The organism is Pedobacter fastidiosus (genome assembly GCF_014306625.1).
GTDB classification, from domain to species: domain Bacteria; phylum Bacteroidota; class Bacteroidia; order Sphingobacteriales; family Sphingobacteriaceae; genus Pedobacter; species Pedobacter fastidiosus.
The window spans coordinates 106,903-131,108 of the sequence record NZ_JACRYL010000014.1 but is presented as its reverse complement, the minus strand read 5'-3'; the positions used below and the strand labels follow the sequence as shown (position 1 = coordinate 131,108).

The window sequence follows — 24,206 nt, the reverse complement described above, 5'->3', positions numbered from 1 at the left end:
AAAAATAGACCCAAATAATGACTATTATTACACAACTAATTCAACATATTTGTCCAATTAATAAGGGGTCGGTACAGTATACGTACGGATAGATATAAGTATTGTACCATGTATTCTCAGATAGGTCTGCCTCCAAATGAATAAGATGTATATCTAATTCATCATTCATTTCTTGATCATCAAATAACTTTGATGAGTTAAATACATACCCCAATTCGTGCACGCCATTACGCAATGCCCATGTATAAGAATAAGCGGAGCCAGCTTTATTTAGTTTCTCGGCAAAAGTGCTGTATGCACTACTTCTGAAGTTCATGCCATAAATACTTTTTTCATCGGATTTTTTAATGGTTCCTTCTATAGATTTGGTTGTAACGGTCAAATCATTATCACCATCTGAAAGTGATTTTTGCTCTGTTGTTTTAACATTCCTATCAACTGATGTATCTGAATTTTTCGGAACACTAACAATAGCAAACTCGTAACCTTTATTGTTTTCTATCTCTGGAATTACATAATTAACCTGCATATCCGCATAAGAAACAGGGAACTCCTTCGTTGCTCCACCTTCAGGCATCACTCGGCCTATCTGACTATAATCCCCGGTCGAGTTAAATAATTCAGGTTGCCCACGCTTAAGTTTGATATAGCCTTCTTTTGCCTCGTCTTTATAATAGTTAAGTTGATTAATTAGTGGATAACTATAAGCTACATTATTTTGTGGAATATGATCTGGTGCATCACCGGTTACGAAAGTATTCATTCGCTCTTCTGTATAATTTTTTCCCTCAACTATATAGGGTGTCCAATTACCTCCATTATTTTCCTCAAAGCTAATTTTGGTTGCAATACTCACTTCCTTTTTACTTGGTAATATGTCTGTTGATGTGAATGCGATTGTTGTTTTATCGGCATTCCAAGCAATTGTACCCGGAATTTCTACCCCGTCAGCTGTAACTTTAAAAAAGTCAAGCTTAGCTCTGAATAATGAGTTCCTTCCATCGTTATCTACATTAAAGTTTTCACCAACTGGAATATTAAATACTGCCTGTGGAATAGCAAAGACGTCAACATCTTTATCATTCATGTGCGGATTAACATCTGCGATAACCTGTATGCCAGCATCTGCAAAGGCATTTCCGCCAACCAACTTACATTCTTTACCAAGAGTAAATTCGAAACTACAAGAACCCTTAATTAATCCTCCCAAAATGCGGTATCTTCCCCCAACAATTCCATGAATCCATGTTGGATTAGGTAGTTTTGCTTGTAGTACGGCCGCTACTCCAAGATCAATAATTTCAAACTTTCTCTTTTTACCGAATAACTTTACCTGAATACCGATTTTACCTTGGATATAAGCATATACCTGCCCGTTTGCGTACCAACCATTTATTCCGATCGGACCATCTCCGCCCTCACAATGAACTGATGTGCCGTAGTTTTTAAGCATTACATCAAAACCAGCACCTGCAGCAAAACGTGCATAAAAAATTAAGAAACTTATGTCTCCGGTATTGTAACCAAAACTAGCTCCAAACGCTACCCCCATGCCCGATTTCAAAGCATTGAGGTCTCGCATGTAATCGAGGTTTTTACCGCCCAAAATTTCTGAAACATTTTGTGGTGGTGGAGGACTTCCAGGTAGATCGTTACCAACCATGAAGTAAGATTTGGATTTATAAAGCCAAAGCCATTCTAGCCCAAGGGGTTGATCTGGTGTACCTGCATGAACATACCATTTACTTGGAGAAAAAAACAACTCGCCTCCGCCAGCCATACCGCCTGCACTTACTCCTTTCACTACTCCAGCAATTAAGTTAACATAGGTTTTATAACTGGCATATAGCGATCTATTGTCTACATCCCAATCTATAAAAACACTGGCCGATAATTGCCCTCTAGTATTCATTGAATCGAATGTGGACGAATTTTTCGCCACCTTCTCGGCATCGCTAATGTTTTCGGACTTAGAGAGTTCCAAACTTCCATTTTTCAAACTCGAAAGCACATCAATAGAAACCTGTTGTAACATGTTAAGGTTACCCATTAACATTGCCCTACTTAAGCCACCATTTTTGTTAAAAGCAATTTCAAAACCAATATTTCCATTAAGAACAGATTTGTTAACCAAAGCCATCATAATAGCCGCTCTTACACCAAGCCCTGCATTTGCGTCAGGTAAGTAAGCCAATCCAGTTTGCGAATTTATAACAGCGATATTTCCGCCATTACCCGGTTTTTGTTTTACGCCATAATATAAACCACCAGCAAAACCATAAATCTGAATCGGTCCAGCAATCGGAATTCCTGGACTTATCTCTGCAAGCGCATCGGCATACCAATACTTGTTGCCTGCAACACTTCCAAATAAAACAGTAGCACCAAGCTTAACATCTATTCCAGCTGTAATACCCGCAATAATTTTACCTTTAAAACCAGAGCCGAAAGTTTCGTCTTCCTTAAAGAAATTTAATTCTCCGTCTAAATAAAAATTACCTTGATTAATTTCTACGTGAACTCTGTTAAATTGAGTAGTTACGTATTGATAATGCTGACTTTCATCAGCACCCACTACCACTTTACCTAAAATCATTAAGCTGGCATCGGCCGAGAAACCACTATTGGCATCTTTTGAATTTAAGAGGCCAATCTTTAAATCGAATCCCAAGCCTCTATTATCATCCTTTTTAACAATTTTGACATTGCTAATAGAGCCCGTAAATGTTCCTATTTTAACCGTTACATCTAAACTGAAAGTCCCTGAATGGATAAATGGTGCCCGAGTAGAAATAACCAATTGCTCGAAACCCAAAGTTCCCGTACTAAACTTGTTGCCCTCTTTAGTTTCATTTTTATCTCCACTTAAATTGGCACCAATGCTTAAGCTTCCGCTCAAGTTGGCTAACACTTCAAACTTCTTTTCTCTTAAGGATACTTCAATGAAAGAGCCTTTTTTTAATTTTACATTTGCAGCCTTGAAAATATCAAAGCTCATATCTTTTGTTGTAGCTACATTAAAAAGGTACTCTTCGCTAGGTTTAAAAATGGCCTTATAAGCTAACTTTGTTGTATCGCCGCTTATTGGAATATTTAACCCACCTGCAATGCCAGCTCCCGTTAATTGGTTTGCCCTTAGATTTACATAAATGCTATCTACAGAATAATTCCAACCGCCGAGATCGCCGTTTTCTAAACTGATTAAATTTTTCGCAATTATTTCTCCACTGAAACCATGATTATCAATGAGAACATTCTTCGCCTGAAATTCACGCCGACCATTCTTGCTCCTGTCTTTTATTTCTGGTGGAAGCTTAACCGAAACATTTCTGACATAAAAGCCACGCCATAGCGAAACATCTACCCCATCCAAATAATCTTTCTCATAATCTTTAGGGAATGCCATATTTGTAGCATTGTTGAGATCACTTAAATCAACAATAGCATCCGTAACCGTAAATGTGATGCCTTTAACACCGCTAACTTGAAATGGATCGATGCTTATGGAAGCAAGGATATCGTTGAAATCGCTAAACTCTACAGAAAAGTAACCCTTAACCCTTTGATCAGTAAGTTGATTGCCATAAGCATCTTCTGGAACGAGCTTTTTAGGCATATTTACAGAAACACCTAACCCTGCCCGTTTAAATCCTTTACAATCAAATTCTACATAAGATTTACCTTTGAGGATGGTGAATTCTGCTTCTTTCCCCATCATCTCAATTTTTTTATCCTTAACCAAATCGATACGGGCAGTACCTAAAACACCTCCACTGTAGGTCATTTTAATCGGATTTACAGTAGCAAAATAAATAGAATCTTTTGAGCCCGGCAACGAGAATACTGCATAAGCCCGAAACTCTGCATAGGTTGGATAAAGCGTTACGTCATCAATCAAAATTAGCGGAACGCCCTGACCACTGCTCTTCCCCAAAACACCAATAGGCATCATGTGGACAGAACTAGAGGTCATTTCTCCAGTATTCAAACGACGGTTTTGTACCGTAGCCTGCAACTTTCTGATGTGCTGGATCAGTGTATCTACTGTTTGACTGTTTGCTTTCGATGCGCCGCCTATTAAAATCCCTAACAGAAAAATTAAGCGTAAAAATTTAGTCATGTATGGTTTGGTTTACCTGTTTCGTATTTTCTTTTTTAGGATGTAAAAATGGTTAGGGATTGATTTGAGGGTTGTTAATTTATTTGTTTTTATTTTTCTTGTTTTTATTTTTTATTCGCTTATCTGGCGCAAGCGTCCGCTTGTGCCCTCTAATCATTCAATCTAAATTTCTTTCTATATTAAGATTTCTATTTAGCACAAGCGGACGCTTGCGCTAGAGTAACCCTAAACCAGATATGGGGGATTCTTGAGCTAGAGTAACCTTAAACCAGATAGAGGAGTAGGATTGCTTGTACTTGTTTTGTTTATTCGATTAGTATAATATCCAATAAACCTTTCTCTCCGCAATAATCTCTCGCACTGCTGTATAAATAATCTTCTGCCTTTGAAACAAAACCAGATACTACTGGATTATCATGCAAATAATCTAATTTCTGTTCTTTCATATAATTATCCCATAGTTCTATTGGATGGTTATCTTGTTGCCAAAACTGAAAGCCATTATTGTTACTATTCTTGTTGCCCGCCCGCTCCATCATCCACAACAACCACTCTCTCCTACTTTCTTGTTGGTTATCCTTAATCATTTTTCTTAATTGGGTTGAGGTATGGCTCTTAAAGTCTCGCAGAATATCTTCCATCTTTTTATCGTTTGTTCCTATAATCAAGTGCACGTGGCTCGTCATGATGCACCATGCATAAACCTCTAAACCTTTATTTTTTTGACAAAAGCACAGGCTTTCTAATACTACATCTTTATATTCATTTCTCACAAAAACATCAAGCCAGTAAACAACAGCAAAACTTACAAAATAAAGCTGCTCTTGATCTCGTATTTTATATTTTGTGCTCATTTATTATTTTAATTCATCTGGCGCAAGCGTCCGCTTGTGCCCTCAATTATTCAATCTAAATTTCTTTCTATAGTAAGATTTCTTTTAACACAAGCGGACGCTTGCGCTAGAGTAACCTTAAACCATATAGGGGCTAGAGTAACCTTAAACCAGATAGGGGAATTTATATTACGGTTAATTTTCTTTTATCACCATTTGTTTATTATTAACTCATTCACACGCAATAACATCTAAAATCTCTACATAATATTTTCTATTTTATTCAACAAATCATGTGAATTCCAAAATCCAAAATTCTTGTTTATACTTATTACACCATTATATCTTTCTAAAACTAAAATATCACCATTGAATAGTAATTTGGCATCATCTTTTGTATTACTTAGAATACAAACACATACATCTATCATATTTAATCTAGCCAGCAGATTATCATAAAATTTATCTAATCTAAAATGTATGTCAGTTGAGTAATCCCAATCCGCCTCAACAATTTGATTTTCGTTTATTAGGTATTCAAAAAATACTTTTTCTGAATACAAAATTGAAATCATAAAACCCAATATCTCATATAAATAGAAATTCACACCTTTATTAGTATTTTCTTTATTAAATAAAATATTTTTTTCATCAAGATATTTTTTAACAAAGTCAAATAGCGGAGTCCTCGTTCTTATATGTAATCTGTATTCTAATGCCATTTTTTTATAATTCAATATGAGATACTATATTATTTTTATCAATTATTATTAACTCTTTTAAATTTTCAACTGGATAATCAGTGAATTGCTTTTGTAAATTAGAGATTTCACCATCCCAGTTTTTAAGATTAATAACAACTCGTTCAGTTTGCTTAGCCCTCATCTGGCGCAAGCGTCCGCTTGTGCCCTCAATTATTCAATCTAAATTTCCTTCTATACTAAGATTTCTTTTAGCACAAGCGGACGCTTGCGCTAGAGTAACCTTAAACCAGATAGAGGTTTCTTTTGTACTCTCATTTTATTACTCATTCACACGCGAGGCTTAAAAGTTCCTTTTTAAAATCCTCATAAATTAATAAGGCTTTATTCAGTATTATTGTTAAATCTCCATAATTTCTAAAACTCGGGAGAAATAGTTTTTTATTACTACTAACATTTTTTGAATGCTCTATGTCATCACTAATATTTCCAAACGTACCTCCCATTATAAGCCTATCTGTTTTAAAGTCGGTTGCCCCAATGATCAACTCTACTAATCCGTATTTCAAAGAAAAATTAAAGTAGAATTTTATGCCATTCAGCATCTCATTAATTTTAAAAAACCCTCCATTTTTAAGATATTTAGCAGTATATCCATTTTGATTTAAAATATCTAAAACCTCGGTTTTTGAAACATTTTCAAAAGTATTTTCAAATTGATGTAAATCGCATATTAGCTTATATCGATCATAAAAATCTATATTACAATAAATTTGCATTTGTGATGCTTGATTAAGTTCCATTTTCTATTCTGCTCTAAACCTTATCTCTATATTATATTTTTCACTTTTTGCTAAATTAATATATTCCTGTATTTCAGAAAAACTTCTGTTGGATTCTGGAATTTCTAATATATGCTTGCCTTCGAGAATTTTTCCTTTCAAATCATTTCCATATTTTGGTGCATTGATGGCAATTCCTTCAGGATACTTTGCTTTTAATTCTTTAAGGTAATTTTCAAATGTTTCATACTTTATTTTTTCTAAATCAGTTGCTTTTCTTGAAACTATCTCCCCTAATTTTCCATCAGTTGGTGGGGTGTAACCGTCTAATCGCTTCCCATTGCTTAAAGTTACTTCATTAAATTTATCCCATCTTTCTCGAATTGCTTTTTTATTAAAGTCATTTCCTCTTTTAAATAATGCTTTTACTTCTTCCCAAGTTAGTTTTTTACCTTTTTTTGTTGATATATCTGGTATATCCGAAATTACATCATCTATAATATCAATTGAAAATTCGCCTTTTTTAATGACATCATCTATATTTTTAGAAACTCCATCCTCAACAGCATCATCAATTTTACTTAAAAGCACTCTTAATTCTTCCGAAAGCTCACTTACCTCTTTCCCTGCCTTCCCTAACCCCTCTTCCGTTCCAACCAAAGCCGGTGTTTTTTCTCCATTAATATCAAGCTCTACCAATTTATTCCCATCAGCATCTATTGGTATTGAAGGATCTTGCAACTGTTCTGCAATATTCTTTTCTAACTTTTCAATTTCATCGGCTGTTAAGTTTTTTAGCTTATCGCGGAGTTCTATCTTTAGAAAAGGAATACCGCAGTACAGATTATTTGGCAAACTGAATTTTATTCTTTCAGCAAACTGAATGCCTTCACTCAGTACAAATCTTATCGATTTTGAGGTGGCATTAATTACTGGTTTAATGAGCACACCGCCAACCCTCATAACCCTACCGATCATTTGGCCAGCGATATCAAGTTTTTCCATTACCTGCAAAAATGTTTTGGCAACGTTAGCTTCTCCTGCACCGATAAATAGAGATATTACAACAAAGCCTGCCTGGCCACCACTGTATGCAACCATACATGGGTTTGCAGTATATTTATCCCATCCTTTGCCAATTTCGACACCAATGCCTTCAGATAATTTACCGATGCTGGTCCAGTTTATACTTTTTATCGTTGCTGCAAATTTTGTTCTTGCTCCATCCTGATCAACAATAACATCGATTATTGAACCCGATATTTTAACCAAACCAGAGATTCCGCTTGGTATAGCTTCTAAAGTACCAACCAATCCGTTCCATACCCCACACGTAAAAGCAAAATCACATCTTGTACGAGAAAATTTATTTGTATATGGATTATTTTTCGTTAGGATAGAACTTAATTCATCTCCTATTATGCCGAGGCTTGCAACAGCATAAATGGTTGCAGGCAGTGAATTGTAATTTTGGGCAGATGGGTTATAAAAACGTTCAGGGATAGATAGCTTACCAATTAAGCCGGCAACGCCATCCAAAACAGCTGTTAACGGATTAAAATCCATTTGCCAGTTGGCATCAACAACCTGATACCAAGCTCGTTCCTTCAACTTTTCTATATATGCTAGTGTTGAAGGATTTCCGGCACCCTCTATATCACTGCTTACTTTTAATTGAACATTTGGTTTTTTATTGATATCAAAATCTATCCAAAGTGCTATTTCTTTGCCTTTTAAATTATTTATATAGGTTTGGATTTCTTGCTTAGTTTCTATTGGAGTGAGGTAATCGGTAATATAAATCCTTCCCTCTATCCCGTCATTTTCGTTAATAAACTTTAACTGTTCCATTACCTTTTGCTTTTCTTTAACAGAAAGCGTTTGTGCATAATCGAACATCAACGAATTGCCATCAGATGGTTTGGGCAAACTACTATCATTTCCTTTACCGATATTCTCACCTAATGCATCTAAATATTTTTTGCCGGTATAGCTATCGTTGGCCAAGTTTTGAGAAATACAGGAAAGGCTTGTCATTGTTCCAGATGTATCTCTCCTTGCAGGCATCTCAATTTTTGATGCTACAAGACCGGAAATTTCTGATGGAACAATATAATCGCCCACAGATATCTTATAAATACAATCATCTATTGTTGGTTCTATAAACTGAACTTTTATAAGTTTTTTATCTATTGGTTTTAACTTGATGGTCGTTGCAGCTTTGCCAACGCCATAGCGATACCCAACAAATGCACCTTTCTCAAAAACGGCATCAAAAACTTTACCCTGCTTATCTGTATATCCAGAAATACTACCTGAAGGATACTTTGCAGATACTCTTATAGATTTTAGATCAACATCTTTTATTTCAATTGGATAGCCATTGATAGCCACGAAAAAGCTATTTTTAAGATAAGCCCCCTCATCGTCTCCCTCAAAAGGCCTAAAAATTAAATCCGGATTACGCATGTACTTCCACTGACTGTACCAGAGCTCAGTACCACCTGCATAATCCATTAAATTCTTTGTCGATTTTTCCTTAAGACCAGGATCTGCCCAAGTATGCTGAAGCATAAAAGCGCCATGTCCAAGTTCGTGCGCAATGGTACGCCCAATAGCTCCTTCTCCTTCGGAAATGGCTGGGGTGAGGGCCACAAAACCTACCTGCCCGCCACGCACCATGTAACCAGCACTGCCATCACTTAAGTTTTTTACCAAGAAAACATAATAGGTTCCACTTTCTAGTTTATGATTTTCTCGATAAGCATTTACCAAAGCTTTTTGCCCATTGGTATAGGCACTGATGATGTTGCTATTGGCGGTTTCTAAATGATCAAAGTCTATATTTTTACTATCAAAATTATCAGCAATTTTTACATCCCATTCTACTACAGCCTGTTCATATATTTTATTTAAGGCCCCATGAATAGATGTAGCATTAATAGATGCACCCGCACCGTTAACAGGCACGAGAATAACCTTTTTACTTATTTTATTAAAAGCACTGATGTTTAATTTACCAATATTGGCTCCTCCAGTGGCCACATCTGGGTGGTAAGCGTAAATTTCTTTATCATTATCGGCTAATGCACCAATTAAATTAATCGTGTAGATACTATCTTTTAAAGTCGAAGATAATTTTTCGCCACTTCCGGTTTTAAATTCCAATTTGTTGGCTAAAATCGTTTTGTCGGTAGTGGTAATTATGGCTTGTACTTCATCAGGCTGATGGCTTTCTATAGATTTTCGGCTAACAAAATATTTAGGTTTGCCTTTGCCATTATCAGTTAATGCTTGGTAGCCTGCTGCATAATTGGAATTGGTACCGAAGTCTTTTTGATAGGTATCTAAACCATATTTTTGATTTGGCGCTAAAAACTTTACACTTGCTTTTTCTGTATTAATCACCAAACTTGTGCTACTTCCGCCGGCCAGCAATTCTGAAGTTGGTATTTTACCCAAATGAGTTACCGTACCGTTTTTGTCGACACTAAAGGTTTCATTGTTTTTATCTTGAAAAACGAATGGTGGTTGCCCTTCTTTTAATTTGATGGTAATTTCTTTTGGTGTTTGTCCATCAACAGAAGCGGTAAATTTCACGGTTTTGGCTATAGCATCGTAAGTAGGAAGTGCACCAGGCCAATTTACAGCAGCATCTACTATTGTAGGCAAACCATTAGCTGATATGGCTTCTACATTTCCGCTGGCATCGGGCTTTACCGCTATGTTAGCAATAACCTGATCGATAGATTGCTCTAAAGTCTGTCGTGAGAAAGAGACTTTCCCGTTAGTTAGCTTTAATGCGGTACTGATTCGGATATCTTTAAACTCAACTTTAAAACTTAACGCATTTAAAAATGGAACCCCAACTGTTCCTGTTCCACTAAAATTACCGTTAGCTCCACTGGCTTCGGTAACTACAACAGGAAATTTTCCAGCGAAGAAAACCATCGATTTTACCAATACCGGGAGCGGATCGCCCTGTTCTACAGCGGGTAGATCTTCCACTTTGCCACAAACAAAATCGCCTTGCGTAAGCGCTTCATCCGGTACCTTAAAAGTTTGAAGTTCGGAGTAATCTCCATAGCCATAAATACATTGTGCCTTAATCTGAAATTCGTATTGGGTAGAAGACCGCAATCCCTGAATTAAATAACTAGGCGTATAAACTTCTTGTTCGAACCATTGTGCAGTTGGGTTATTGGATTCCCTATATCGGATGGTAAAAGCCTGTTGTAATGGCAGAGCATTCCAGCTTACCTTAATCGAATTTAGGCCAGAAAGTTCGGCCAAAATATTAATCGGACTGGCGCATTTATCGCCATAAGTAAACTTTACAACTTCGCTATTTCCGTTATTTATAAATAAATCCTTCCCATCTGCCTCAACCGCCTGAACTTGAACTGCATAGCTATTACCGGGAATTAAATTTGGCTCGGTTAAACCATAAACCAAAACGGTTTGATCGGTAAAGGTTTCGTACAAAGGTCTTGAGGTACGAATGGCATCATTTGGATCTCGGTCTGCAGGAATAATTTCTGCCAATCTAAATTTGTACGCAATATTATAAGCGGCATTAATTGAACCGGTACTTCTTGGTGTCCATTGGAAAACCACATTTTGAGGATCCAAAGCGGCTACCTTGCTTAAATTAAAGGGTTGATTGATTATGGGTGGATAAGCCAGAAAAATAGAAACTACCGAAAGCGCTGAATTAGACACCAGACTTTTTCGATAATAATCAATAACCTCTACAGTGAACCGATAAATTCCTTCTGGGAGTTTGCCTCCATTTTTGGTAAACTCGGTTTGGTTTAGTCCTTGGAAAACCAAGTTTTGCGGATTGAAATATGGCTCCAGATCTGCTCCGGTAATTACACTTAATTCGCCACCGTTTAAAAATAAAGCAGGAGCATTAAAATCGTTTTTGCTTTGTATAGTAATACCAAATCCTTCAATCTTAATTCGTAGTCTACAAGGATAATTGGTTTTTGTTAAATCTTTCAAAAATAAATTAACCTGTAATTTGGTTGATCCAGGAGAAGAATAATCGCTCAAATAAGAACTATATGGCGGATTAACCTGAGTATTTGCAAGAATAGGTGAAATTTGTTGAGCGCTTGAAGTTAAGCTGAAAGCTGAAAAACAGAAGAATAATAAGAAGTTGAAAGTTAAAAGTTGAAAGTTGAAAGTTTTTGAGCGCCATGCAATTCCCCTCTTGAGGGGTGCCCGCAGGGCGGGGTGGTTCGAAATGCCTAGCCAAGAAAGGAAACTTAAAAGGTTAAAAGTTGAAGTTGGAAAGTTTAGCGTTCTTAAACCGAAAAACAAAAAGCGAAAAACGGTACACGAAAAACGAATTTGACGATCGTTCAGCAACTTAAAATTTTTTATCTCTTTACTCATTATAAATACTTTAAAAAATTGCCTCTACTTAAAAATTATAATTGTAACCCAATGTCGTTGTAAACTCAGAGAAGCTTTTCGAACTGTTGGTTGTTTGTAGTGTCGATACAGCAGCACGATTTAAAGCCATCATACTTAAATTTAAATTGTGCTTTTTCTTAACTACATAAGTGTTTGTAATCCTAAAATTGATGATGTTACTATTCATAGCTCCATTTGCGTAACTTCTGTTTAAAGAAGCACTGAAAGAAGACCTCAATTTTTTATCGAAAAAGCTTTGTTTACCCCTAATGTTGGTCCAAATGTGCTGGTATGGATTACACCAACACTATTTTTATTTGCATTTATACTTGCTGTAAATGATATATTCTTCGGCACTAGGCCCAAACTATAACTCGCATTAATGTTGTAAAACTGTCCCCCACTTTGCTGTACATTTCCCCCTTGTTTATCAGCAGAAGTCATATAAGAAACATTGGTTGAAATTATCTGGCTTTTCTCTTTACTCTGGCTTAATAAGTAGGTACTACTTAAACTTACATTTTGAGAAATCTGAGTGTAGTTTAGGGTGTCAAGATTATCATATGGCGTTAAGGAATTGATTTGATTAAAATTGGATCGAATGTTTACGAAAGATTGAAAATTAGAATAGCTGGCATTTAAATTCATTTTTTTGCTGGCCTGATAAGTTGCATTCAATGCGCCAACAAAGCGTTTCATTGTGCTCTGCTTGGCTTTCCTCAAATCATCATGCTGTACCCCAGCATTCACGGCCAAACTCAATTTATCCTTTAATAATCTCGTTGTTAAATTCGCCGTTACATTTTCAAAATCGTTGGCAAAATAATAAGCACCCAGTGTTTTATATTCTGGTGCAATGCGTTCATAACCAAGTCCTATGGTATATTTTTTTTCACTATAACCTACACCTATTTTGTAAGCGGTATATAAAGCAGTAGAACTATTTGTTCGAAGAAGAAAGCCAAGATTGGGCACTTTATTGCTTCCTAAACTATCTATCGATGCAGTTTGATTTCTGGTTAATGCGCTTGCAGCAAATTCTGCATTGACAAGCAATTTTTTAAATAGTGTTTTTGTAGCATTTAAACCTAAAACCAGGTTATCTTGAGGGGTTACCAAGCCATCCATCGGCATTGTTGGATTTGAGTTGAGATTATCCTTTGCCTTAAAAATTATCAGGTCTATATTATCTTTATTTTTAGAATATGAAGCCTTCATTCCATAACCCATTCGCCTATATGCAGGTTCTATTCCTGGTGATAAATTCTCATCAACCACAACCTCCTTCTGTAATCGACCATACATTAAACTTACCTTGAATGGACCTAGCGGCGCAAGATCAGCACCAACACCTAAAAACAAATGGCCGTTCATGGTATAATTGGAAAAAGACATACTGCTATATCCTACGTGTCCAGTTACCCACTTATAGGTTGGTGTTAATCCATATTGGTTAAATGGCTGTTGGAAAGCACCTTTACTTTGATTGGAATATGTAAATCCTAAAGGAACGCTCCATCCGTATAGATCAAAGTTCAGATTTCCTGACACAAAGAAATTGTAAGGCGCTCTCCTATCTGTAATACCCGATGCAAAATAAGCGATCTGATTGGTCGATATCCCACCCGTAATTGCTAGTGGTTTAGATTTACCAATGGCATCAAGCTTTTGTGCACAGCCCAATAGAGGGATACACAGCCGAAAATTTGTGCAAAAAATTAGACAAGAAAAAGTTTTGAGTAGCGTTTTTTTCAAATGTTTTGAACAAGTGGTTTTTCAGTCTTATGTTTTATACTATTACAAAACAATGCCAAAACGCGACTAAACACCCTATCATTTGATTATCAATACATTAAGGATAATTAAAATTTTATTCAAGAATTTTATTGGGAAATTAATTGCCCACCATGTTGATGAAATTCCCCAAATCGGGAATTAAAAAGTACGTCATCGGCGTTTTATAAAAATTTTCAAAATAACTTGTTAAACAAATAGCTCAACCGCTCAAATCTGTAAAATGGGAATTGTAAGCTTCTAAAAATTGAAGCCATTATACACCCATTTTTCCCCACCATGCTACTGCTCATAGGTAAATGTTTTGAATCTAAATACAACGGAATAACAATTAAGTTACCGATGACGTAAATTTTTACTACTAAAATTGGGATGTAATCAGAATGAAACCTACTTTCCAATAATTGAGATTTAATTATTTAAAGTAAGTTCTACAAAAGTAACAAAAAATACCAAACTAAACAAATACGTTTAGATGTTTGTTCTCAAATCTCTCGAGTTTGCAGGATGGATGATTTAGAACTTTTCAAAAAAAAGCTAGGAAAACGTATTGCACAACTGCGTGAAGAAAAGGGATTAACGCAGCCAAATTTAGGCGCTAGTATAAATAAGGATTTTCAGAGCATTAGCAGAATAGAAAATGGCCATGTAAATGCATCAGGATATGTGTTAAAACAAATAGCAGATGCCTTAAATGTTTCCATGAATGATATTTTTGATTTTGATTCAATAATCAAATAATCAGCTATTTATTTTTTCTCTTACATTTGTACATGAACCTTTCTGATCAATTTCCAGTACTTGGAAAATGCACCTATCTAAATACAGCCAACTCCGGATTATTATCTACTTCTATTGCCAATTGGCGAAAAAAGCATGATGAAGAATTTATGGATTTAGGAAGCGAATTTCGATTAAACACTGCCCTATTCTTTCAAAGTATAAGAGAAAATCTTGCTCGTCTTTTCAAAGCAAAATCAGAAAACACCTATTTGGTTCCAAATTTTTCTTTTGGTTTAAATACATTTCTCGACGGCCTAGAAAGCAATCACACATTTTTACTGCTCAGCGGAGATTACCCTTCCGTTAATTATCCCATTACAAGTAGAGGTTTTCAGTGTGATTTTGTAGAGATAGGTACAAATTTAGAAAAAAGAATTCTAGATAAAATTAGAGAAATTAAACCCAGCATATTTGCTTTTAGCTTAGTTCAATACGTTTCCGGGATCAAACTAAGTGAATCCTTCCTTAAAAATTTGAAATCAGAATTCCCCAATTTGCTTTTAATTGCAGATGGTACACAATTTTGTGGAACAGCGCCTTTCAATTTTGAAAACTCTGCACTCGATGTTTTAATCTCAAGCAGTTATAAATGGATGCTTGGTGGTTATGGAAATGGCTTTGTCTTCATAAAAAATGATGCCAAAAACTTCATCTACAAAAACAGAAAAATAAACAATTTACCAACCGAACCTTTTTTACAGGGTAAAGATCATTTACTTATGTGCTTCGAGCCTGGTCACCTAGATACCTTGAGTTTTGGAAGCTTAAATCAATCGATCCACCAGCTAGAAGCATTGGGCTTGGATTATATAGAAAACACAACCCAAAGCTTAACCCAAAAAGCTAAGATTGCTTTTATGAATAGAGGATTACTTGCTGATGCGGTAATAGAACGAGCAGAACATTCAACAATCTTAAGCTTATCATTAACCCCAGATATGCTTCAGCGAATTCAAAAAGCCAATATTATATGTTCGGCAAGAGGCGCTGGCACCCGGTTTTCTTTTCATTACTACAATACAGAAAATGAGCTGGATAAATTAATCGAGGCGATAGACGGCAAATAAATAAATCAACCCATCATCCCCAATTTCGATTTAGATTAGCCTTCAAAAAGTTAATCTTGATCGGCCATGCAATTAGTTTTGCAAACAAATTCAATCAACTTAGCCCATCATCACCCATCTTACATCTCCCCCCTACTCGTTCCCTTTAAAAACATTAACCACTGCGGTTTTCCATTGGATGTAGCCCAAATCGCCACAAATTGAAGCAACCTGATCATCTATAGATTTTGGCACATCATTAACCACACGCCATCTAATTTTATATTTTGGATTATAACTAATGTAAACAACAAGATCATCATCACGTTTACCCAAAGCCTCTAAAGATTTTAAATGGACCACTTGAAGTTCCCTCGCTGCATTCTTTAGTCGCTCATTCATAATTTTGCCTAAAGAAAATTCTGGACGGAAATCTGTTTCCAATATTGCTAAAACTGTAACTGTCATAAAATAAAATACGTGCTGTCGCTTAGATAAATTAAGAAGCAATATGCCCTCTTCACAATGGCAAATTTATACTAATTATTTTAGCAAACAAATCTATCTTATAATTTTTAGGTAAAATCTCATTCTCCACAGAAAATTTAAGACAAAAAAAGCCCCCGAATTTCGGGGGCTTCAAATAGGAATTTAAAAACGACTAAAGTGCCGCTCTCAATCCAAATTCAGTAAGTGCAAAAGTATATTCCGCAAGGGTAACATTTGCCGCATCTTGTGCTACAATAATAATACTTGTTCCTCTTGATTGAGATACAGCACCATTACTTACAGTAAAAAGGCCTTTACCAATTTGGCTTAAGTTAAAAGTATAAGTAAGTCCCCAAATAGTATTGCTTGCATTACCATAAGCACCAATTGCAGTCACAACAGGTGCACCCGCCGCTGGTGTAGCGTTAGCAGCTAAAGATACATTAGTCGCCGTAAAAAGCGGAGTTCTAACAGAACTACTCACTGCAGTAGAACTCGTTTGTGTATTAGCTAAATAATAAACAGTCAACTTTGGGATCACCTTTGATGGGAAAAGTTTTTCGCCAACAATATAGTTAAGGGTTACAACGCTTGTAGCCACTGTACCCGTAGCAGAAATTGGTGTGCTTTTCGCCAGTTCAATTGTTGTAGCACCCGTGCCAGCAACTTCTACTTCAGAATTAGAGTCTTTCTTGCAAGCACTCATCGATACAATGATAATGCTAGCGATAACCGTAATTTTAGATATGATATTTTTCATTTTTTTCAATTTAATAATAAACGATTAGTTGAAATTGTAACGAACTCCAAACTGCATAAAGTAAGTTGAAGAAATCGTTTGAGAAGTACCAAATGTTTCTCTAACAATATCTCCCTGAGCATTCGCCAATCTAAAGGTTGGTTTTGTAAACGAATTAATTGAGGAAACATTCTGAGGAACCAAAATCGCTGCATTGTTTACAAAATTTACATTACCCCATTTACGGTTTAATAAGTTACCAACGTTAAAGATATCTACAGTAAATTGGAAAGAGTTTTTAGTTTTACCAAAGTTTTTGAAAACCTCTTGTGTCAATCTTAAATCAAATTGGTTTCTCCAAGGTGAAGTAGCTGCATTACGCTCAGCATACTGTCCTTTGTGCTCACTTAAATACTTATCGTTATTGATATAATTCATAAAAATATCACTTTGCTCTTGTGCGCTATAAGCTCTTTGATAACCTGTAGTTCCAGTTGGAATATTTACAAAGTTAATTTCTGAAGCATCACGTGGAATGTAAATCAAATCATTGGTTTGTCCATCGCGATTAAAATCTGCACTATAATTGTAAGAGAATCTACCCTGTTGCGATCCTGAGTAGAATAAGGAGAACGAGGTAGCTAAGTTTTTAAGATATTCTTTCTTGTAAGAGATATTAGCAACAACACGATCCGGATTTAAGTTACTCGAATAACTTAAAGTAGGCGTGTTCGCGTTTGTCGAAGTATATGGAATAGACCATAAGTTTAACAACTGATCGCCACCACCATCACCGTAGTTACGTTGGTCAGATCTTGTATAAGCAATCATAGCCGATAAACCATTAGAGAAATTCTTCGTCAACTGAGCAGTTGCTTGCCAGTTGTATCCTCCTTTTGCATTGGTCATCTCAATTACGTTAAGAGCCGAAGTTCCCGTTGCACTTGGTAAACCTGCACTGGTAATATTTACAACTTGTCTAGAAGTTACAGAACTACCATAAAATGGTCTGTTATCAGGATAACCTGCAATATTTAAATTGGTTGGGTTTTGTAAGTTTACGTTTCTACCTACGGCAACATATAAGTCTTTGCCATAAATGCCTTCTAAAGTACCAATAACACCACCAGGTAATTTAATGTCCACAGCTAAACTTGATTTCCAAGTTTGAGGGAATTTTAAATCTGGAGCCAATGAACTAATAGTTCCAGGGATACTTGTTCCAGCTGCTGGCGCTGCCGTAGTTAAGTTTGGAGCTATGCTTGGATTAAATAATGGTGTAGATGTACCCGAATAAACTTGTGTATACTGTAATAAACCTGCATCACCAGATTGAGCAACTATCCAAACAAATGGAACACGTCCGGTAAAAATACCTGTACCACCGCGTACCTGTAATGAACGGTCGCCCATAACATCCCAGTTAAAACCGAAACGTGGTGAATAAGTGATTTTGTTAGCTGGTAAAACACCTGTATCAATTTTTCTGCCATCAGCAAATGTCTGTGCTGCAACCAATGGATGTGTTCTAATTTCTGAAACATCTGGATAAGTTGCCTGTTCAACACGTAAACCTGCAGTTAATTTTAAACGGTCAGATACTGTAAATTCATCCTGCAAATAAGCAGAGTACTGTGCAAATTTAAAGCTTGGATAAGCTTGAGAACCATCAGCAGTTAAAGGATAAGTTACTGAGTATTGTAATGGTCTTGCGTTATTGTAAAAATCAGCATAAGAAGCAAAAGTATAGAAACCAGTACCGAAACGTTGGAAACCGTTTTTAGTCGTGCTATATTCTGCCTGCACACCAATAGTAATGTTGTGTTTACCTAATGCTAAACTTAAATCATCACTATAAGTATAGCCCTTAACATCTCTTAAGTTTCCGTATGTAAATGGCTCATAACCGAAAGTAGTAAGAACACTACCTGCCGATGTACCAGATTGAGTATTGTTTAAGATATCCACTAATGGAAATGGAGAACTGTCAGATGTTCTAGGGTCATTTTGGTGAGAATAAGTAGCTCTTAATACGTTGGTAATTTTACTTCCAAAGTTTGAGTTTAATTCTGCTACTGCCGAATATAAGTTGGCAGCTTGATAATAATTTGAGTTTGAGAAGTTCAAACCAGCATTAGTTGCTGTTCCAGATCTTGAGTTTCCATAACCTAAGTTACCCGTAACACCCGAACCAGTAACTGAAGTACTTGCCGAACTTGGACTTGTACTTTCTACTTGGTTATAACGAACACTGAAACGGTGGCTCTTAGTAATATTCCAATCCAAACGAGCAAAGAATTTCTCGTTGTCACTGATATTCGAATAACCTTGATAAACACCAGGATCATAACCGTATCTAGACATTAAAGTAGATTTTAATACATCTAAATCAGCAGCTGTTGCTGGTGCAACCGTAGTTAAACTTCCATAAGGTTGACCCGGAGTAGCAGCAATTCTGTTATTTCCCGGCTCAATAGTATGTTTCTTTTCGTAATTGGCAAAGAAGAACAACTTATCTTTGATGATTGGTCCACCTAAGCTGAAACCATAATTTTTCTCATCTAATTTCTGAACCACAGTTGCTGGAATTCTATAACTTTCTCCAATTCTTTTTCCCTGTTGGTCATCACCACGCATCGTGTAGAAAGCATTTCCTTGGAAAGTGTTTGTTCCAGAACGCGTTACAGCACTAACTGAACCACCTGTAAAACCAGATTGACGAACATCGTAAGGCGTAACGTTAATAGAGATCTGCTCTAATGCATCAATAGAAATTGGCGAACCATTCGCAGGAATATTCTGGCCAATACCAAATTGATTGTTAAAATTAGCACCATCTACAGTAAAGTTGTTAGAACGATAGTTACCACCACCTATAGAAGTACCATTTGCTTGAGGAGTTAAACGCGTTAAATCGTTAACACTTCTCGTAATTGATGGTAAATTTTGAATCTCAGCCCTTGTGATAACAGTGTTTGCACCTGTTTTATTAGAATTCATAATCGAGCTAGCTCTTTGGCCAACTACTTTTACCTCAGATAAGGTAGCGCTATTATCAACTAAAACTAAGTTTAAAGAATAAGGCTCACCTAATTTTAGATAAACTTCTGTTTGTTTTTCAGGTCTGTAACCTACAAAACTAACTTCAATCGTGTAAGGACCACCAACACGCATCCCACCAATGGTAAAACGGCCGTCATTGTTTGTCGATACGGTGTAAACTGTACCCGTTGGAGTGTGAGTAGCTTTAACACTTGCACCAGGTAAGGTGCCTTTGGCATCCTTAATAGTTCCAGTCATTGACGATGTAGTTACCTGTGCATTTACACTTAAGGTAATACCCACAAAAGCCACAATAACAAGCACTAATCTTAAAAGTAAAGATTTCTTCATACTTTGTTTTTTAAATGTTTTTTTGTTGTTAAATAAAATCAGGGGTGATTTTTATGCCGCAAATGTAATTAATAATATTTAACACATTTTAACATTCAATGTTAAATTATCGTTAACTCCTTCAAAACTTTTCAACAATTAACATGGTTTTAGGGCTTTATAACTTTCAGTTTATCAATACTTTGCCTTAACAAGTATATTATTACTAAGAAATACACCCAAAAGCTATAATAAATGCAGTAAAATTTAACCAAAAATAGAATTTTACTAAAAATACATCCCAACAATTAATTTTTTGGCAAACAAAACCCCTCAAAGTTACAATCAACAAATCTTCACTCTAATTTTAATGGAGAATTGAAAAATACACCGTCCTTAAAACGAAATTTCGTAATCTTTAACTTCAACAATGTTTTATTTCTACTAAACAATAAAGAACTTCCCTTAAAAAATTAGCGAACAGTTCAAGCCCCGTGCATAATATATACATCCTTTGTAAATTTATAGCGCATAAACAGCCCACCGATCAAATAGACTGCACCATTTAACATTTTTTTTTTAGTTTTGGGGATTGTAAGAAACGGAAGTTTTTTAAAACGTAATGCTGATATACTTTATAAAAGCGAGGGTAATCTGTTCCAAGAGCCTTCTCCTACCCCGGAGATTACAATAAAAACAAAACAATTAAAAGAAATCTCTTTAATATAGATATGAACTACGACGTTATTGTTTTAGGCAGCGGCCCAGGTGGTTATGTAGCTGCGATTAGAGCTTCTCAATTGGGACTAAAAGTTGCAATTGTAGAGCGTGAATCATTAGGTGGTATTTGTTTAAACTGGGGATGTATCCCTACAAAGGCACTTTTAAAAAGCGCTCAGGTTTTCGAATATATTAACCATGCTGCCGATTACGGAATTACCACGGCAGGCGCAACAGCCGATTTTGCTGCAGTAGTTAAACGCAGTCGCGGTGTAGCCGATGGCATGAGTAAAGGCGTTCAATTTTTAATGAAGAAAAATAAAATTGACGTAATCATGGGTACTGGTAAACTAAAGCCAGGAAATAAATTAGAGGTAAAAGGTGCGGATGGTTCTCAACAGGAATTAACAGCTAAAAATATCATTATTGCTACAGGTGCTCGTTCAAGAGAATTGCCTAACCTAAAACAAGACGGTAAAAAAATTATCGGTTATCGTCAGGCAATGGTGCTTCCAGAATTACCAAAAAGCATGGTAGTTGTAGGTTCTGGCGCTATAGGTGTAGAATTTGCATATTTCTACGCTACAATGGGAACGAAAGTTACGATCGTAGAATTTATGGATAACGTAGTTCCTGTAGAAGATGAAGATGTTTCCAAACAATTGTTGCGCAGCCTTAAAAAAGTTGGGATCGATGTAATGACTTCAGCAAGTGTCGAATCGGTAGATACAAGTGGCGCAGGTTGCAAAGTTTCAGTTAAAACTGCTTCAGGTATGCAAACCATCGAAGCCGATATCGTACTTTCTGCCGCTGGTATTGTGGCCAACATCGAAAACATCGGTTTAGAAGAAACCGGCATCAAAACTGAAAAAGGTAAAATCGTTACCGATGAATTCTACAATACTTCGGTAAAAGGATATTACGCAATTGGTGATGTTGTTAGCGGCCAAGCCTTGGCTCACGTTGCATCAGCAGAAGGAATTATCTGCGTAGAAAAAATCGCTGGTCAGCATGTCGAACCACTAGATTACAATAACATTCCGGGTTGTACGTATTGCACACCAGAAATCGCATCTGTTGGTTATACCGAGAAAGCAGCGAAAGCAGCTGGTTACGAACTTAAGATTGGTAAATTCCCATTCTCCGCATCGGGTAAGGCAGCTGCCGCAGGTGCTAAAGATGGTTTCGTAAAACTTATTTTCGATGCTAAATACGGAGAATTATTAGGTGCCCACATGATTGGTGCTAACGTAACCGAGATGATTGCAGAAATTGTAGTCGCTCGTAAATTAGAAACAACAGGTCACGAAATGATCAAATCTGTACACCCTCACCCAACAATGAGCGAAGCCATTATGGAAGCTGCAGCCGATGCTTACGGAGAAGTGATACACTTGTAAATATGGAAAATGGTTGATGGAAAATGGAAAATGGAAATCAACCTAAACTGAAAACCTGTTAATTAAGTTTAACAGGTTTTTTCTATTTTTAACCAAGTTTACATTCTATTTTACATCTTACCTATTCCATTTTACGTCAATATGAAACTCCATACCATAAACACTGGTTTATTTAAACTCGATGGCGGTGCCATGTTTGGCGTTGTACCTAAAGCCATTTGGCAGAAAACCAACCCTGCTGATGCTAACAACCTTTGCACCTGGGCCATGCGTTGCCTTTTAATCGAAGATGGCAATACCCTCACCTTAATAGATACCGGGATTGGAAACAAGCAGGATGAAAAGTTTTTTAGTCATTATTATTTGCATGGCGATGATACCATTGATAAATCCTTAGCAAGCTTGGGCTTCAGCAAAGCTGATATTACCGATATATTTTTAACGCACCTCCACTTCGATCACGTCGGTGGCGCAGTTATTCGCAAAGGCGAAAAACTAATCCCTGCATTTAAAAATGCAACCTATTGGAGCAATGAAAAACACTGGCAATGGGCAGTAGAACCAAATGCAAGAGAAAAAGCTTCGTTTCTTAAAGAAAATATATTGCCTATTCAAGAAAGCGGACAAATTAAGTTTATCGAAGAAAAAGAAAATGTAGAGTGGCGTAAAGACGTTAACATCAGCTTTGCTTATGGCCATACCGATGCGATGATGCTCCCAAAAATAAATTACAAAGGTAAAACCATCGTTTACATGGCCGATCTGCTTCCTTCTGTTGGGCATTTGCCTTTACCTTATGTTATGGCCTATGATATGTTTCCGCTAAAAACGTTGACGGAGAAACAAGCATTTCTGGAAGAAGCGGTAGCTAATAATTACGTTTTATATTTGGAACACGATCCCATTAACGAATGTTGCACTTTGCAAAGAACCGACAAAGGAATTCGCGTTGCGGAAACTTTTAATTTGAGCGACATTTAATGATTCGCAAAGCCAAACCCGAAGATACCAAAGCAGTTGCTCCGTTAATTATCCAGGCGATGGGCGAGCTGGCAAATAAATTCAGTAACACAACGGATGCGGATAAAACCCTTGCGCTGTTTGAATACTTCTTTAAGCAAAAAAACAATCAGTATAGTTACGAGCATACCTTAGTATATGAAGGAGATGGAATCGTTCTAGGTTCGTTAAACGCTTATGACGGGGCAAAGCTTATAGAACTGCGCAAAAACTTTCTCGATTACCTTGCAATACACAATAATTTAAACGATTTCCAACCTGAAGATGAAACCGGATCTGGTGAATTTTATTTAGATACCATTAGTGTTAATCCCCATGCACAAGGAAAAGGAATTGGAAAACAATTAATTGATGCAGGAATTGAATGGGCTAAAAAACTAAGTCATAATAAGGTTGGTTTATTGGTAGAAGTTGACAATGAGAAAGCACTAAAACTTTATCAAACCAAAGGCTTTCAAATTCAGAATAAAAAAGAATTTATCGGCGGATTATATCACCATATGGTTTGCAAAATAGAGATAAAATAGTATCTCCAAAATCCGTCATTCTCGCGCAGGCGGGAATCGTAATGCGGTGAAAAGGATTCAAAAATCCCTATCGGTTGGTGTCTCACCGACCGAAACCTATCGTAAATGTTCCGTGATGATAAGTACTATGGCATTTGGTACACATACCATGGCGCAATATCAACTACATTTTATGAACGCCCGTCATTCTCGCGTATGCGGGAATCGTAATGCGATAAAAAGGGTTCAAAAACCCCTATCGGTTGGTGTCTCACCGACCGAAAACTATCGTAAATGGTACGTGTCTTCACGTACCATTGCATTTGGTAAACGTACCATGGCGCAATATCAACTACATTTCATGAACAGTCGTCATTCTCGCGTATGCGGGAATCGTAATGCTTAGAAAAGGAAAAACTCAAATAATTTTGCCACGGAAACACAGAATACACGGAATCAGAATGAAATTATTTTAAT

Annotated in this window: 16 protein-coding genes; 5 read left to right on the top strand and 11 right to left on the bottom strand. The window is 36.4% G+C overall.

Going from position 1 to position 24,206, the window contains the following annotated elements:
* Window positions 1-40: 40 nt before the first annotated feature.
* From H7U22_RS16170 to H7U22_RS16135, 8 genes are all read right to left on the bottom strand, one after another.
* A complete protein-coding gene (locus H7U22_RS16170) occupies window positions 41-4,120 on the bottom strand; it encodes a hypothetical protein (RefSeq protein ID WP_187072380.1) in 4,080 nt (1,359 codons plus the stop codon).
* Window positions 4,121-4,425: 305 nt separating this feature from the next.
* Window positions 4,426-4,974 carry an REP-associated tyrosine transposase gene (locus tag H7U22_RS16165; protein ID WP_187072379.1) on the bottom strand — a complete coding sequence of 183 codons (549 nt, stop codon included), beginning with the start codon at window positions 4,972-4,974 and terminating at the stop codon, window positions 4,426-4,428.
* 239 nt (window positions 4,975-5,213) lie between these two features.
* Window positions 5,214-5,675 carry a SitI3 family protein gene (locus H7U22_RS16160; protein WP_187072378.1) on the bottom strand — a complete coding sequence of 154 codons (462 nt, stop codon included), beginning with the start codon at window positions 5,673-5,675 and terminating at the stop codon, window positions 5,214-5,216.
* 4 nt (window positions 5,676-5,679) lie between these two features.
* A complete protein-coding gene (locus H7U22_RS23490; RefSeq protein ID WP_187072377.1) occupies window positions 5,680-5,838 on the bottom strand; it encodes a CdiA C-terminal domain-containing protein in 159 nt (52 codons plus the stop codon).
* A 142-nt stretch (window positions 5,839-5,980) separates the two neighbouring features.
* Entirely contained in the window at window positions 5,981-6,457 is a 477-nt protein-coding gene (locus tag H7U22_RS16150) for a hypothetical protein (RefSeq protein ID WP_187072376.1), read from the bottom strand.
* A gap of 3 nt (window positions 6,458-6,460) precedes the next feature.
* The gene (locus H7U22_RS16145) at window positions 6,461-11,839 is read right to left on the bottom strand and encodes a fibronectin type III domain-containing protein (protein WP_187072375.1); all 5,379 of its coding nucleotides are present in this window, start codon (window positions 11,837-11,839) and stop codon (window positions 6,461-6,463) included.
* Window positions 11,840-11,867: 28 nt separating this feature from the next.
* Complete coding sequence (locus H7U22_RS16140; protein ID WP_187072374.1) at window positions 11,868-12,098, bottom strand: hypothetical protein; 231 nt, start codon at window positions 12,096-12,098, stop codon at window positions 11,868-11,870.
* A complete protein-coding gene (locus H7U22_RS16135; protein WP_187072373.1) occupies window positions 12,095-13,543 on the bottom strand; it encodes a TonB-dependent receptor in 1,449 nt (482 codons plus the stop codon). Before H7U22_RS16135 ends, H7U22_RS16140 begins: the two co-directional genes overlap by 4 nt.
* 618 nt (window positions 13,544-14,161) lie before the next feature.
* On the opposite strand from H7U22_RS16135, the gene H7U22_RS16130 reads away from it, so the two are divergent.
* Both H7U22_RS16130 and H7U22_RS16125 read left to right on the top strand, forming a co-directional pair.
* On the top strand, window positions 14,162-14,395 hold the full coding sequence (locus H7U22_RS16130; RefSeq protein WP_187072372.1) for a helix-turn-helix transcriptional regulator: 234 nt from the start codon (window positions 14,162-14,164) through the stop codon (window positions 14,393-14,395).
* A gap of 32 nt (window positions 14,396-14,427) precedes the next feature.
* On the top strand, window positions 14,428-15,504 hold the full coding sequence (locus H7U22_RS16125; RefSeq protein ID WP_187072371.1) for an aminotransferase class V-fold PLP-dependent enzyme: 1,077 nt from the start codon (window positions 14,428-14,430) through the stop codon (window positions 15,502-15,504).
* A 132-nt stretch (window positions 15,505-15,636) separates the two neighbouring features.
* Here H7U22_RS16125 and H7U22_RS16120 read toward each other — a convergent pair whose 3' ends face one another.
* The 3 genes from H7U22_RS16120 to H7U22_RS16110 form a co-directional block, all read right to left on the bottom strand.
* Window positions 15,637-15,951, bottom strand: coding sequence for a hypothetical protein (locus tag H7U22_RS16120; protein WP_187072370.1), 315 nt, complete (start codon window positions 15,949-15,951; stop codon window positions 15,637-15,639).
* A 193-nt stretch (window positions 15,952-16,144) separates the two neighbouring features.
* Complete coding sequence (locus H7U22_RS16115; protein WP_187072369.1) at window positions 16,145-16,732, bottom strand: hypothetical protein; 588 nt, start codon at window positions 16,730-16,732, stop codon at window positions 16,145-16,147.
* A gap of 24 nt (window positions 16,733-16,756) precedes the next feature.
* The gene (locus tag H7U22_RS16110; RefSeq protein WP_187072368.1) at window positions 16,757-20,104 is read right to left on the bottom strand and encodes a TonB-dependent receptor; all 3,348 of its coding nucleotides are present in this window, start codon (window positions 20,102-20,104) and stop codon (window positions 16,757-16,759) included.
* 710 nt (window positions 20,105-20,814) lie between these two features.
* Between H7U22_RS16110 and lpdA the strand changes: the two genes are divergently transcribed.
* The 3 genes from lpdA (at window position 20,815) to H7U22_RS16095 (ending at window position 23,750) form a co-directional block, all read left to right on the top strand.
* Entirely contained in the window at window positions 20,815-22,203 is a 1,389-nt protein-coding gene (lpdA, locus tag H7U22_RS16105) for a dihydrolipoyl dehydrogenase (protein ID WP_187072367.1), read from the top strand.
* Window positions 22,204-22,344: 141 nt separating this feature from the next.
* Window positions 22,345-23,184 carry an MBL fold metallo-hydrolase gene (locus H7U22_RS16100; protein WP_187072366.1) on the top strand — a complete coding sequence of 280 codons (840 nt, stop codon included), beginning with the start codon at window positions 22,345-22,347 and terminating at the stop codon, window positions 23,182-23,184.
* Window positions 23,184-23,750 (top strand): GNAT family N-acetyltransferase, encoded by a 567-nt coding sequence (locus H7U22_RS16095; protein WP_187072365.1) that lies wholly within the window; start codon window positions 23,184-23,186, stop codon window positions 23,748-23,750. The genes H7U22_RS16100 and H7U22_RS16095 overlap by 1 nt, the downstream gene beginning before the upstream one ends.
* The last annotated feature ends 456 nt before the right edge of the window (window positions 23,751-24,206 follow it).